Source organism: Flavobacterium sp. KKT103 (assembly GCF_055640565.1).
The window spans coordinates 853975-868690 of the sequence record NZ_CM145766.1 but is presented as its reverse complement, the minus strand read 5'-3'; the positions used below and the strand labels follow the sequence as shown (position 1 = coordinate 868690).

General features: G+C 34.5%; 12 protein-coding genes. 2 read left to right on the top strand and 10 right to left on the bottom strand.

What is annotated here, in order from left to right:
• Positions 1 to 118: 118 nt before the first annotated feature.
• From ACZ2G0_RS03765 to ACZ2G0_RS03735, 7 genes are all read right to left on the bottom strand, one after another.
• Positions 119 to 2389: a helix-turn-helix domain-containing protein gene (locus ACZ2G0_RS03765; protein ID WP_470309065.1), complete on the bottom strand. Its 2271-nt coding sequence runs from the start codon at positions 2387 to 2389 to the stop codon at positions 119 to 121.
• Between the two features lie 47 nt (positions 2390 to 2436).
• Positions 2437 to 4209: an ABC transporter ATP-binding protein gene (locus ACZ2G0_RS03760; RefSeq protein ID WP_470309064.1), complete on the bottom strand. Its 1773-nt coding sequence runs from the start codon at positions 4207 to 4209 to the stop codon at positions 2437 to 2439.
• 6 nt (positions 4210 to 4215) lie between these two features.
• Positions 4216 to 4836: an adenylyl-sulfate kinase gene (cysC, locus tag ACZ2G0_RS03755; RefSeq protein WP_470309063.1), complete on the bottom strand. Its 621-nt coding sequence runs from the start codon at positions 4834 to 4836 to the stop codon at positions 4216 to 4218.
• A 358-nt stretch (positions 4837 to 5194) separates the two neighbouring features.
• On the bottom strand, positions 5195 to 5632 hold the full coding sequence (locus tag ACZ2G0_RS03750; protein ID WP_470309062.1) for a lasso peptide biosynthesis B2 protein: 438 nt from the start codon (positions 5630 to 5632) through the stop codon (positions 5195 to 5197).
• Positions 5616 to 5894 carry a PqqD family protein gene (locus ACZ2G0_RS03745; RefSeq protein ID WP_470309061.1) on the bottom strand — a complete coding sequence of 93 codons (279 nt, stop codon included), beginning with the start codon at positions 5892 to 5894 and terminating at the stop codon, positions 5616 to 5618. The genes ACZ2G0_RS03750 and ACZ2G0_RS03745 overlap by 17 nt, the downstream gene beginning before the upstream one ends.
• A complete protein-coding gene (locus ACZ2G0_RS03740; protein ID WP_470309060.1) occupies positions 5875 to 6756 on the bottom strand; it encodes a sulfotransferase domain-containing protein in 882 nt (293 codons plus the stop codon). Before ACZ2G0_RS03740 ends, ACZ2G0_RS03745 begins: the two co-directional genes overlap by 20 nt.
• A complete protein-coding gene (locus tag ACZ2G0_RS03735) occupies positions 6746 to 7660 on the bottom strand; it encodes a hypothetical protein (RefSeq protein WP_470309059.1) in 915 nt (304 codons plus the stop codon). Before ACZ2G0_RS03735 ends, ACZ2G0_RS03740 begins: the two co-directional genes overlap by 11 nt.
• A gap of 57 nt (positions 7661 to 7717) precedes the next feature.
• Here ACZ2G0_RS03735 and ACZ2G0_RS03730 point away from each other — a divergent pair, with 57 nt between their 5' ends.
• Complete coding sequence (locus ACZ2G0_RS03730) at positions 7718 to 9517, top strand: asparagine synthase-related protein (RefSeq protein WP_470309058.1); 1800 nt, start codon at positions 7718 to 7720, stop codon at positions 9515 to 9517.
• A 57-nt stretch (positions 9518 to 9574) separates the two neighbouring features.
• Positions 9575 to 10810 carry a nucleotidyltransferase family protein gene (locus tag ACZ2G0_RS03725; protein WP_470309057.1) on the top strand — a complete coding sequence of 412 codons (1236 nt, stop codon included), beginning with the start codon at positions 9575 to 9577 and terminating at the stop codon, positions 10808 to 10810.
• Positions 10811 to 10874: 64 nt separating this feature from the next.
• Here the strand turns inward: ACZ2G0_RS03725 and ACZ2G0_RS03720 are convergent, their stop codons facing one another.
• The 3 genes from ACZ2G0_RS03720 to mnmG form a co-directional block, all read right to left on the bottom strand.
• Positions 10875 to 11450 (bottom strand): OmpH/Skp family outer membrane protein, encoded by a 576-nt coding sequence (locus tag ACZ2G0_RS03720; RefSeq protein ID WP_470309056.1) that lies wholly within the window; start codon positions 11448 to 11450, stop codon positions 10875 to 10877.
• Between the two features lie 242 nt (positions 11451 to 11692).
• On the bottom strand, positions 11693 to 12541 hold the full coding sequence (locus tag ACZ2G0_RS03715; RefSeq protein ID WP_470309055.1) for a class I SAM-dependent methyltransferase: 849 nt from the start codon (positions 12539 to 12541) through the stop codon (positions 11693 to 11695).
• Between the two features lie 247 nt (positions 12542 to 12788).
• Positions 12789 to 14660, bottom strand: coding sequence for a tRNA uridine-5-carboxymethylaminomethyl(34) synthesis enzyme MnmG (mnmG, locus tag ACZ2G0_RS03710; RefSeq protein WP_470309054.1), 1872 nt, complete (start codon positions 14658 to 14660; stop codon positions 12789 to 12791).
• Positions 14661 to 14716: the final 56 nt, after the last annotated feature.

Here is a 14716-nt window from a genome sequence, read left to right as displayed (position 1 = left end):
TAATTTACTAATTATCTAATCGTTATTCCTTATCTCACAAAAAATTATTAAAATCTTCAATGTGTTGCGGGAGGATTCGTTCTTGAAAACTACTCTCGTACTGCTCCTAAAAACAAAACTAGTTCAAGCTCGCTTTGAACATGCGTAACTCGTCCCAGCTGTATTTTTCGCCAAATTGCTCTTTCATTCCGTTTAGCGATTCTTCTTTGTAGTGTTTGAAGGCTTCACTAAGTTCGGTAATTTTATCGTTTGGTAAAATATCCTGTACTTTGACTTTTTTAGACTGAATCAGTTTCACTAAATGCCCTTCGATGGTGGCTGTAGTCAACTTACGAATGGTGGCAATGTCTTGAATAGAATTTTTGGCAACCCAAAGCTCGTATGTTTCCTCAACCGTAGATTTCTTAGGCGCTTTTTTATCCTTAGTTTTCTTGGTGTAGCGTTCCGCATCGGCTTCGTCCTCGATTAGGGTAACGTGTGTCTCTTTGAATTGATTTTGAATCGATTCGGTTTTGCGACTGAGGTATTTTTTGATTTCATCTGAGGTTAGTTTTTCCTTAGAAATGGTTTCACCTGCCACTACGGTTTCGATTAGCAGCTTGGCTTTCATCAATCGTAAAACGGCTTTGGATTGCATCTCCTCGAGAATACTTAGCTCATCAAAGTAGGCTTTCCCTTTTTTGATGCGTTTGACCTCTTCAATTTTCCAAATGGTCTCAAAAACGAGCTCGTCCATGGGTTTAAAAAAGTAATCATAAGCCGCTTGAATGCGGTCCGAAACATGCATTAAGTCCACTGTTTCGCTGGCGAATATTTTGTTTAATTGGTGTATGAATTTTTTGGATGGGTCCAAACCGCCTTCGATTGCATCCAATTGCTTGGCTGCCCAATTCGCATGATTGGCTTTGGTAGTGTTTTCCGACTTATCCCCATAACTGAATTTATGATTGCGCCACTCTTGGGCTAAATCATACCAGTCAAAACTGTTAATAAGATAGTTATGAATAAAATTCTTAGTTTCAAAATGTAAGGAGTTTTTTAATAGTTCGTCAGTTGCTTTGTTGAGCGCATAATCCATCACATCTTGATCATTCGAGATTCCGTTCATACGCAACGGAGAAAGCAAAATAAGACCTTCTAGCGAACGCAAACGTGATAAAGCAACATAGGCTTGTCCAGGCATAAAAACCTGCGAAACATCAATCGCAGCTTTGTCAAAAGTTAATCCTTGGCTTTTGTGCACGGTGATTGCCCAAGCTAATTTGATGGGATAATGGACAAAAGTACCTAGCACCTCCTCCTCTACTTCCTTTGTAAACGCATCCACTTTATAGCGAATATTTTGCCACTCATATTTATCGACTTCAATGGTTTTATTTTCCTCAGGGAAATGAACTAGGATTTCTTGGCTAGAGAGGGATTTGATTACACCCATTTTACCGTTGAAATAATTTTTTTCGAAAGATAAATCGTTTTTTACAAACATGACTTGGGCTCCAACTTTGAGTTGTAGTTTTTCTTCGACCGGGAAAATTTTATCTGGAAAATCACCCACAATTTCAGGAGAATACGTAATTAATTCCCCTTTCAAATCTTCTAAAGCTTGTGCATTCATTGCATCGGCTTTGTTGTTGTGCGTGGTAAGTGTGATGTACCCTTTGTTGGCTTTTAAGTCAAAATCAGGTTTGACGTATTTATTAAGAGCCGCCACATCAGCCGCTGTGATTTTATTGTCTCGTAAATTATTAAGTACCGAAATGAATTCGGTATCCGTTTGACGGAAAATTGTAGATAACTCAATGTACAAAGGTGGGCTTTGCTGTACCACATGCGAATGAAAAAAGAATTTCCCTTTGTAATAATTGCGCAATGTTCGCCATTCCTCGTCTCTAATGACCGGTGGAAGTTGTAACAAATCGCCTATATAAAGCACTTGCACACCTCCAAAAGGTGTAGTTTTTTTTCGTACCGTTTGCATCATATAATCCATGGCATCAAGCAAATCCGCACGCAACATACTAACCTCGTCGATCACGAGCAGCTCCATATTACGAATAACCGCCTTTTTAAGACCGTTCATTTTGAAATGCCTGCGCAAAGTATCTTTAGACTCGAACTTTACCGTTTCTGTAAACTGAGAATCCACATTGAACGACGGAATAAATCCTCCAAATGGCAATTGAAACATAGAATGAATCGTGACACCTCCTGCGTTCAAGGCAGCTATTCCAGTTGGTGCTACAACAACGGTATTTTTGTGGGTTGTTGCAATAATTTCTTTCAGCAACGTAGTCTTTCCGGTTCCCGCCTTACCCGTTAAAAAAACCGATCGTTGCGTTTGATTGATGAATTGTAAGGTGTAAGCAGCAGCTTCAGAAATAGTTTGCATTAGGCGTGTAGGTTATAAATTGCATTGAATGTAAATCTAATACCGATTTACAATTGATCCTCGAACATATCACAAAAATAGCTTTTCTGATTTAGTAAAGTATCAAAATCTCCTGTCTCAACGATACGTCCGTTTTTCATGACGTAAATAACATCGGCTTTCTTGAGTTGGGACAAACGATGGGAAACTAAAATAATCATTTTTTCTTTACCCCAAACACGCAAGGAATTGTACAGTTCGCTTTCGGAAAAAGCATCTAAGGCACTCGTAGGTTCGTCCATTACCACCAAATCCGCATCGCGATAAAACAAACGAGCTAAGGCTAATTTTTGCCATTCACCGCCACTTAGTTGCTCTCCCATCCAAAAAGTGCGGCCTAATTTAGAGTCAAATCCATCTTTCATTTTATCGATAAATGTCGATGCGCCACTGTTGACCACTGCTTTTTGTAATTTATCTAAATCAATACTTTCCTTAGATCCTAAACTAATGCTTTCTCCAACGCTTAAAAAATATTTTTCGAAATCTTGAAAAAGAAAAACGCTTTTCGTTCTGAATTCTTCATTATCGATTGTATTCAACGGGATGGAATCAATGGTAATTGATCCTTGCTGGTAAGTGTACAATTTTCCTAAAAGTTTGACTAAGGTTGATTTGCCTGATCCATTTGCACCAACGATAGCAATGATTTGACCTTTGTCACAAGACAAAGATATGTCATGTAAAACCTCTCTATCGGTATCCGGATACGTAAAATTTAACTCCTTTATCTCTAGTTTGGAAGGCTTTGCAGGAAAAGGCACTGTAGTCTTACTCGCATTACTCTCTGGAATATCTAAAAACAGAAATAAGTGATTGATAAACATGCGGTGTTGGAATAACTGCACCAAAGCAGTCAAAAAACTTTTAGTACCTGACTGTAACTTTTGGAAACCTTGAAGGTAAATCACAAAAAGTCCAGGTGTTATTAATTGTTCCCAGGTGTTTTTCGCCAAGGATAAAAAGATGAAACCTACTAAAATAATTTCGCCAGCCTCGATGATAACACTGTAGAAATTTTGCTTGTTTTGAATACTTTTTCGTTTTTTAAACAGATACTCCCTTAAAGCACTATACCTCTCAATAAATTCTTTTCCGTATCCAAACAGACGTACCTCTTTAGCATAGCTTAATCCAGTTAAAACTTGCTGCAAATAATTAGACTCTCTCTCAGCAGTCGCTAAATTTTTCTCCTCACTGAAACTCTTTCTAGAAAAAAACCATTTGACTGCAAATAAGGGCAACGATAGCAAAACGATGATTACGGCATACTGCCAATAATAATAAGCTAGCATGATGGCAATCATGATCACACTACTAAACTGCATTAACAAAGTACTGAAACTATTGAGTAATTGTGCTGCTTTGAATACTGCTTGTTGTTGTGCTAAGTGTAGTGTATCGTGGTAAATAGGGTTTTCGTAATAAGCGAAATCAACCGTAATGGCTTTTTCTAGCACTTGCTTGGAAAGGTGATCTCCTACTTTTTGCTGGTAAAGTGAATTGACATAGGTTGCCATTTGGGCACATACAGAAGCAATAAGTTGTAATACACAAAATCCAAGTACGAGCAGAATCACTTCCTGGAAATCATGTCCTTTGGGGCTTGTAATAATGTCAATTATCTCCTTGGTAATGTACAAGGACAAGACCGGAACAACGGATTGCAACAAAACCAATACAAAATAAACTACCGCATTCGCTGGCGAAGCCTCGTATATTACTTTTAAAATCTGGATGTAATCCTTTAGAATTTTTTTTATTTGCAATTGCTTTTTCACGATCCGTTACAAGGTTAAGGGTTTATTAACTTGTAATTTATTTTGCAAAAGCCAATCTGTAATAAGCTTCAAAGAGCCATCAATAGAATCCGAAGAGGTGTCTACGGTTATATGAGGATTGGTAGGCGGTTCGTAAGGACTGTTAATACCGGTAAAGTCTTTTATTTCACCTTTAATCGCTTTTTCGTATAACCCTTTGGTATCGCGAGCGACACATTTTTCTATGGGAGTAGAAAGGTATAACTCGATATAATTGTCAGCACCAACTATAGCTTTTGCAGCGGTTCGGTCTTCTTCAAATGGGGATATAAAAGAACTAATAACAATAATCCCAGCATCATTAAAAAGTCTCGCAACCTCAGCTACTCTGCGGATGTTTTCTTTACGTCCCTCTCTGCTAAAATCCAAATCACTGTTTAAATGCATGCGCGTATTGTCGCCATCAGTAATGTACGAGCGAATTTGACGCTCATGGAACCATTGGTCTAAAGCTGCTGCTAAAGTTGATTTCCCAGAACCCGAGAAACCGGTTAGCCAAATGGTGAAAGCAGTGTGGCCATTCAATTCTTCGCGCTCTTTTCTAGATACGGAATAGTTTTGTTGGAATAAATTGGCCTGATCTTTCATACGGTAACTATTGTTTTGAGTCCAAATTTAGTCTTTTGAACTTAATTGGTAAAAAAACAAGCATTTTCTTTGAAGAAGAAAGAAATTTTAAAAACTTTTACATTTTTTTTTAACAGAAATTTTTTTTAACAGAAAAAAAGAATACTTTTGTAGTATTATTTGTAAACAACTAAAAAAACAAGATTATGAACATAGCAAAAAAACAATGGATGGCTCCTGTAGCTACTGAAATAGCAATAAATAATGGTCCTCAGGCTGGTGCTGATGAAGTGTATGTTGCAACCGATGGGGATTCTTAGTTGAGTAATCATTTTTGACACAAACATATAAAAAAAGCTCACTGTTCAGTGAGCTTTTTTTATATGTTTGTTTTATGCTTTAACACAATATAGTCTTTTATATTGTATCTGCCACAAATAAATTTATTCTGTACTTTGACCCAAGAATGTCCTTCTCTACCATTATCTACCTTTTTCACACCTATAAAGTATTGAAAAGGTATTTGATATTTAATAAGTAAGTAGACTGCCTGCCAAGATTGGTGGCGGCAAACATTCTTCCAAAAAATATATTTGTTGCAAATAGCAATTGCCAAAGCAATATCCTTTGCTATAGCTGTTTTTTCAGCTGTTAAATTCTCCTTAACTAGTGAATTATTGATAATCTGTTCAGCAAAAGCACGTTTTGAACTTATTAGTAAAAGTAAATTTCTATGAATTGACAATAGAAAAACTAGTAATACTAATTTTTTTTGCCGCCTAGTTAAAACGAAAACATTTCTAAGCAACCTCTTCATTTATATATTTTTTTTCTATCAGATCTGCAATAGTCCTCTTTAATTGAAGAGAACATTCCTTTTCTTCTACATCATATTCCATCATTAGCCGCTCCACAATAGTTTTAAATGTAAGGCCTTCAGCAATGAATTTCAAAATTGAGGTATAAGTTTCATTTAAACTAATGTACTTGTTCTCTTCTAAAGCATACAAAACCCCTTCTTCTTCCAAAGGTGTAAATACTACTTTATCCGTATTTAATCTATATTTTCTGTTTTCCATTTTTATTTATTTGCTTTATTGCTTCTTCCCAATAACCAAAACGCTTCATCATTGATTCGTTTACGGTCATTATAATTTCTATTTGTTCATTAGTTAACTCTTTTTTCCAGCGTCCTGATTCTCCTTTGTAAAAGAAACTTGACGCAGTTATTTGCTTTTCTTTAAATCCTTTATTAACTTCTTGTTCCTTTAATTTATTAAAATCACAGGAATTGATTGCTTCTTGTATTTCATTATCACTATATTTCAATTGCATTTGCACAACTGCTTCTTTAAAAGTTGCAAAAGGATTTTCTTTCATATCTTCATAACGAACAACATGCACTGGTATATTTTCTTGATTAATCCAACTTAAAGCATGCATTTCCCATGTGCCCAACAACTGATAATATTGCCCATATGATTTACCCTTTTTCACAAATGCTGCTCCTTCATTATTTATATAGTTATTTATAGTTTCTTCGACATTTAAACCAGTATGGTTGGCTAAAGAAAGAACTACATCAAGAGGGTTTCTTACGAAATAGAGGGCTAGTCTACTACCCATTCCTGAAATCAATGGTAAACCAGTCCAATTAGTAAAAGTGTATGCGTCATGAATTTTTATATAAGTTTCTATTTTAATTTCATTTGCAGTGTAATTATATGCAATATTTCTAAACAATTCAAACTCCCTTGGTCTTAAATCATCGCATGATAAATCTAAAATATTCTCTACAAATGATTTAGACGAAAATATACCGTCGGTTTGCATAGTATTAATATCAACTTTTCCATCGTTTTGAAGAGCTGTTAAAAAACTACGAAACCAAGTGTTTCCTGATTTAGGGTAAGAAGCTAACCATATAATATTATTTTCCATTCGATTCTATAATTTGTTCGATTATAGCATCCGCAAAACTATCAAAACTAAGTTTATTTTTTGGCCGTATTGCTTTCCAAAAAGGAACTTGTTGTGAAATAGCACTAATGGTTTTAAATTGTAATAACTGTTTATTCATGCCTTCTACCCACCTATTTCGGTAAATATTATCTCCAAGCAATTTCATGCCTTCAATAGCTTTCATTTTTTCAATATAAACGCAATCACCTTTCATTTCTAAAAAAACAATTCCTCTTACTTGTTGGGCAGTAGAAACAAAGTCATCGTGAAATGCAATTCCAAACTTATTAATTTCGGCACGCAATTGTTTTGCATCTGAGTAAGAATAAACTTGTTGATTATCCAAGGTGTTTTCCCATGCTCTTAGAACGGGATAAGAGGCTATAGCTACACATGAATTATTTTCAACTTTTATTAAGGCAGTATCATCTGTAAACAAGGTGTAGCCCTTTTCTTTTAATTTTAAAGCTGTGGTGGATTTTCCGGTTCTTGAAGGTGCCGCAAATAACCAAAGTCCTCCACTAGCATCCATAACTCCTGAAACATGAAATGGCATTAAATTATTTTGAAAAAGTACAGCCGCAATACAGTTAGAATAAAAAAACAATAAAATTGTGTCCCAATCCTCACAAAGCGGCTCAATAACTACTTTTTTTCCGTCAGAAACAAAATATTTGGCAACATTAGGAATTTGATAAAAAAATTCATTCTCGTTAAAGTGAGTAAATGGTTTTTTAATAGTCGGTTCTACTTTAAAATCTGGCCCTACTACGCCTATAGTCACTTCAAAATCAGGCTTAATCTCCTCCTCAACTACTGTAAAAGAGGGTAGTTGTATTGAAGAAGAACATATTAGATTAAAAACCTTGTAATAGTATTGCATTAGCGCGCTTTATTTTGATATTTTATTAACTTAGCAAATGTAAAAAAATACAACGAAATGAAAGGGTTTTTTGGAATTTTAAACTTAAAAGAAGCTGCTTTTACCGAAGCAAAGCAAAAATATATTCATAATAAATTAAAAACAAAGGAACTTTTTCATCTTGATACAGATGAAATTTTACTGACTGATTTTAATTCTTCTTTTGAAAATAATACTGAATTTAAAAATTTACATTACACTGGCTGGTGCAGGCTAGATAACATTACCGAATTGCAAAAGCTTTTAAATCTTAAAACTACTACCATAGAAAAAGAAGTAATTATAGCATCTTACGCAAAATGGGGAGAAAGATGTGTAGATCATTTTATAGGTGATTTTAGTTTTGCTATTTGGAGTAATGATCAAAAAACGCTTTTTCTTGCCAAAGATCAAATGGGTATACGTCCACTCTTTTACATGGAGCAAAATGGATTATTTTACTTTGGGACAACTATATCTGAAATAAAATCAGCATTGTTAGAATCTCCACAATTAAGCGAAGAATACATTGCCAAGGAATTACGAAATTTTCCACAGAATGTTGAGGATACTTTTTTCAAGGATATTAAAAGGTTAAAACCTGCACATTATGTTTCAGTAGGAAAAGGAAAAAAAATAGAAGAAAAAAAATACTGGGAACTCACAAAAATTGATTTGATCCAATGTAAAAGTAACGATGACTATATTACTCTATTGCGAACTTGTTTTATTGAAGCTGTTCGGTGTAGAATTAAAGGCAAGAAAAAAGTAGGGTGCCAACTCTCTGGCGGCATGGATTCATCAGCTATCGCTGTAATCTTATCTCGTGAAATGGACAAGGATGACTTACACACCTATTCCTTTGTACTTAATGAAAAGACCATAGCCTATTCTGATAACGGAATAGATGAGCAAGATACACAGGAAGAAATTATTAGGTATGCCAATTTAAAGAGAGAAAATCACCATCCTATTACTTCTTTTTATTTTCAAGATACTTTTGAAGAGTTGGAGATAAGAAATAAAGTTATGGGTGGTATTGCTAATAGTGATGCCATTTGGCAGGACACCATTTACAAATTTTCTTCAAAGAATCAAGTTGATGTTTTATTCAGTGGGTTTCCTGGTGATGAAGGAATTTCACAAACTGGAAGCAATTATTTCTATGATTATTTAAATGAATTTAATGTAACCGGATTATTTGATTTAATTACTAGTTTTAGAAGAGCTGCAATAAAGAAGATTATTAAGTATTACAAACAAAAAAAAGAAAACACAACCTATTTCGGCTTTACGGAAATACAAGAAAAAAGAAATCTACTGAACAAGAAATCAAAATTTTATACAGAACTACAAGATACTTCTTTTACATTTAATCCTAGCTTTAAAAGCTGGCAAAAAGAACAAATTTGTAGAGCACATACTACATTAAGAGCAGAGTCAGAAGGAACATATGCTAACCAATATGATTTGGAGACCGTATATCCTTTGGCAGACATCAGACTTTTAACAATCATGTACAGCTTACCTACCAAATTATTCAAACCAATCCCGTATTCTAGAGCCTTATTTAGGAATATTTGTAAAGGAATTTTACCTGACAAGGTGCGGTTACAAACTAAAAGCAATGGCGCAAAAACACTAGCTTTTGCGGACTATTGGATCTATAATAAAGCTGAAGAATTAAAAGATTACAAACTTAGCAACAGCACTGGTTTATTAATATCACTGGAAGAATACCAACTTAAAGAAGCTGAAAACGAATTCATGAAAATGAGACGATTAAATCAACTTAAGGAAATCGATTATTTGATAGAATTAAACTTACCAACAAAATAATTTTAAAATAAGTTGTTATTTTAGTCCTCTAAATACTATTTAATCCAATTTCTATAAATGCTCGTTATATCAGATATTAACAAAGAATACGACTCTTCTATAGCCTTAATTGTCTTATGCTGTAGAATACACTTTAAATCATCGAATTTAGATGATTTACGGACCTTTATAAACACAAACGAGGTAGATTGGTCGGTCTTTTACAAAAGTAACCTTAAACAAAAGGTTAGGCCTATTGTTTATCGAATACTATTAAAAATCGAAATACCTGAAAGTGTAAAAATTAAACTTACTAGCGAGCTAAACAAGCTAACCTTGCAAAGTTTTGAACAAGCAAAAGAAACAGAACGCATTATCTTTTTGTTTAAAGAGCATAATGTTAATTTGATTCCCTACAAAGGAACTGCATTTTCAAAGCAGTTTTTTGGTAATATTGGTATGAGGGAGTCCAGTGATATTGATCTTATTATAGCTCCACAGGACATTCCTAAAGCTATTATTTTACTAGAAAATGACGGGTATTCTCCCTATAGTAAAGAGTATTATGATTGGGTGGGTCATGAAAATTTTGTTCAGTTTCATAAAGATTTTAGCTTTGACAAACACGTGGGCTCGAAAAGATTGCATCATGTAGAATTACATTTTAATATTATAAGCAAAACAACCTACTTACCGGATCACCGAAATACATTTGCAACACAGCAAACGACTAATTATCAGTTATTTCAAAAGCAAGTTGACTGTTTGCTTCCCGTGGAACATTTTAGAGCGGTTGCCTTACACCATATGCTTATGGACACTATGGGCTACATGAAGACAGTGGTTGATCTTGCTCAAATGTGGCTTACAATAGAAGAAGCACAAAGCAAAAATGAATTAAGCACTGCAGAAATAAACGTACTACAAACGGTAGCAGAAAGCTATAACTTACCGCTGGTGCACAACACCATGAGCAAATTATTAGGTATTACAGTTTTGCAGCCAAGAACAAAAAAAACTAACGGAATCATTAACAGGATTTTAAGTGGCTCTTATAGAAAGGTAAGAGAAAATAAGTCACCATTTTTTGATACTATTACTTTTACGTATACGCACCTTAAGTATAGTACTTGTTTTTATGCAAAAACAATAGATCGGCTAAAATATTTAAGTAAAAGTTTTCTAAATATAATGCACCCACAACCTGAGGATTGCATGTCGATTACCTTACCTAAGAATCTGTATTTCCTATACTATATCATACGCCCCTTTAGGCTCCTCTTTTTTCCTGGAGATCCGACCAAAAGACTATAGCAATAAAAAAAGCCTTCATTTCTAAACTAGAAATGAAGGCTCTACCTTTTATATTAAAAGAAAATCATTTCTTTTCATCTGCTTTAACTTCCTCTTTATCATCTGATTTAGCTGCAGATTTGTACTTGTCATTCAATGCTTTTATCACCTCTTTAGTGATATCATACTTCTCTTCAGCATATAATACAGTCGCTGCATCACCTGTACCGTATATGTATGAGTATCCTTTTTCTTTTCCGTATGCTTTTATGAATTTCTTTACTCCTGAAACTAATGAATCCATTTCAGCTCCACCTTCTTGCTGCAATTGTTGTGCTAATGCTTGTTGTGCATAGCCTAATTCTTGCTCTCTTTTTTGCAATTCAGCTCCACGTTTTTGTGCCCATTCTTGACCATTTGCTTGTGCCTGTGCTTGAAAGTTAGAGGCATCTTGCTTGAATCGGTTGATTTCAGCTTCTAATTGTCTTCCTTTTTCGCTCGATTGTGCTTTGTATTTCGCTTCAAGATCCTTTGCCTCTGTATATTCTTTCATTAATACCGAAGTATCTACATAAGCAGTTTTTACCTCTTTAACTTCTGATGGCTTGTTACAAGCAACTACTGAAATAGAAATTGCGATAAATAATAATACTTTTTTCATTTTGGTTTATTTGTAATTTAAGTGTGTAAGCAAAAATATGAAAAAATAGGTAGTAACCTAAAAAACTTTAAAAAACAGCTATTTTTAACACTATAAGCTAATATTATTCAATTCAAAAAATCAATAAGAAATAATTATTAAAACCACCTCTTTTAATTGCGTTTTAAGGCTTAAATAAAAATTAGCAATGAATTTATATGCCAAAAGGGTAAAAACAACTTAAAAAGGGCTTAAAATTCGGTTTAGCTTTGTTTCAGAACATAAATATGTGATGAATATTCGAAATTGTGCTTTGCTTTTAGATTAGATTTCAATCCTACCAAAAAAGCACTGATAAAATTCATTTTTCCGTTTTTGTATTTTTCAGATAATAAACTAACATAAAACGAATCGAACTTCATAGGAAGCACTTTTTCCAATTTCATATTTTCTTTTTCGAATAACACTTTAATTGCTTTTTTAGAGAAATGCCAAAAATGGATAGGCACATCATACGCTGCCCAAAAAGCTCCATAATGTTTTGCGTCAAAAGATTTGAAATTTGGAACCGCCACAATCAAAGTACCTGTTGGTTTCAACAAACGTTTCAATTCTTTTATTTGGTAATCTAAATCAGGAACATGTTCTAATACGTGCCACATACTAATAACATCAAAAGAGGCATCGGCCAACTCTTTTGTACTTTCTACAAAAGAGATGCCTTTGCTTACTGCAATGGCTTTAGCTCTATCACTTGGTTCAATTCCCACTGTTTTCCAACCATTTTCCTTAGCTACCGTCAAAAAATCACCCGTACCTGCCCCAATATCCAATAGCCTGCCCTTGGATACTTGCTCACTGTTTATTAGTTGTAATTTATTTTTGAGTGCAATATTTTTAACAAAATGATATGCTTTTTCAAATAAGGATCTTTTACTGTCCGTATGTGAAATATAGTCTTCACTTTCATAGTACTTACCCAAAGTATCCAAACTGGGTTGTGGTGACGTAATTAACATATCTAAATCAGCATCATGATACAATTCAAAAGTTTCTTTTGAAACAGAATGATCTTTAACCGTAAGAAAATGTTTTTTATTTGAAATATTCATTTATAAGTATTTTTAAATAACCTGATTTTAACTGATAGCCGCAATTACTATTCAGCAATGCTGGCCCTTTTAACTTTTAAAAGGAGCAAAAGACATTAATAGCCATTACTCCTTCTTTTTATATTTTATAAAAAATCCAATGATAATAGGCCTTAGCAACCTAGTTTCACGTGGAACAAACTTTATTAAATACTATTTACTAGCACTTTTGTTCTCAAATTAACGAAGCCACGTCCGCAACAATTAGTTATCTGCCCATATAAATAAGCAGCACTGAAATATCACTTGGTGAAACTCCACTTATTCTAGAAGCTTGCGAAATCGTCACTGGGCGAATTTTGGTTAACTTTTGTTTCGCTTCAATTGACATCGACTTTATTTTATCGTAATCAAAATCAACCGGAATCTTTACATCTTCCAAACGCGTCAATTTATCAGCATTATTTCTTTCCTTCTCAATATATCCAGAATATTTCACCTGAATTTCGGCTTGTTCTAAAATTTCTTGATCTAAATTGTTTTCAGACACGTAATCCTTAACCTTATCAAATTTTAAAATATCTTCTAAATCAATTTGCGGACGAGAAAATACCTTAAACATTTTATCACCTTGCGAAATTGTAGCAGTTCCTTTAGATTCGAGGATAGGATTTGCTTCAGCAACCGAAACACTTGTTTCTTTGAAAAAAGCAACCATTTTTTCAGATTCATTTAATTTATGCTCCATTCGGCGTAACCGCTTTTCCGAAGCTAAACCAATTTCATAACCCATAGGAGTCAATCTAAAATCAGCGTTATCTTGACGTAGTAATGTTCGGTATTCAGCACGAGAGGTAAACATACGATAAGGCTCTTCAGTTCCTTTGGTAATTAAATCATCAATAAGGACTCCAATGTACGCTTCATCTCTTTTCAAAATTAAAGGCGCTTTCTCATTTACCTTCAAGTGTGCATTAATACCAGCCATCAATCCTTGAGAAGCGGCTTCTTCATATCCTGTCGTACCATTAATTTGTCCAGCAAAATACAACCCTTCTACTAACTTAGTTTCTAAAGTATGCTTTAATTGTGTTGGCGGAAAATAATCATATTCGATTGCATATCCTGGACGGAAGAATTTCACATTCTCAAATCCAACAACCGAACGCAATGCTTTAAATTGAATATCCTCTGGCAAGGATGTAGAAAAACCATTAACATATACCTCACATGTTTTCCAACCTTCGGGCTCAATAAATAACTGATGTCTTTCTTTATCAGCAAAACGATTTATCTTATCTTCTATCGATGGACAATATCTTGGGCCAAGACTTTTAATACGTCCATTAAACATTGGAGAGCGATCAAAACCTTCTCTTAAAATATCATGGACATCTAACGAAGTATAAGTCATATGACATGACCTTTGATGCACTAACGGAGAAGTAACATCAGAATAGGAAAATTTATCTGGGCGAGCATCTCCCTTTTCTTCATTCATTTTAGAATAATCTAAAGAACGACCATCAACACGTGGAGGCGTACCTGTCTTCATTCTTCCAGCCTCGAAACCAACTTTAATTAAATCCTCGGTAATTCCGTAAGCAGCACTCTCCCCTGCTCTACCACCGCCAAATTGTTTTTCACCAATATGAATCAAACCATTCAAAAAAGTTCCATTCGTTAGCACAACGGATTTAGAACGAATTTCAACACCCAAAGAAGTCTTCACCCCTTTGATCTCTCCATTCTCAATTATCAAACCACTCACCATTTCTTGATAAAAATCAAGATTTGGAGTACCCTCTAACATCATCCGCCATTCTTCGGCAAAACGCATACGATCTGATTGCACTCGTGGTGACCACATCGCAGGACCTTTGGACTTATTCAACATCTTGAATTGAATAGCAGTTCTATCCGATATGATACCTGAATACCCACCCAGCGCATCAATTTCACGTACTATTTGACCCTTGGCTATTCCGCCCATTGCCGGATTACATGACATTTGCGCAATATTTTGCAAACTCATTGTAATCAATAAAGTTTTGGAACCCAAATTAGCTGCTGCCGCTGCAGCCTCTGAACCTGCGTGCCCCGCACCAACAACTACAACATCGTACTCTTCTTGAAACATTTTTATAAAAATTAACCCAACACAGTTGGGAATAGTATTAAACCTAAAAAACAAAC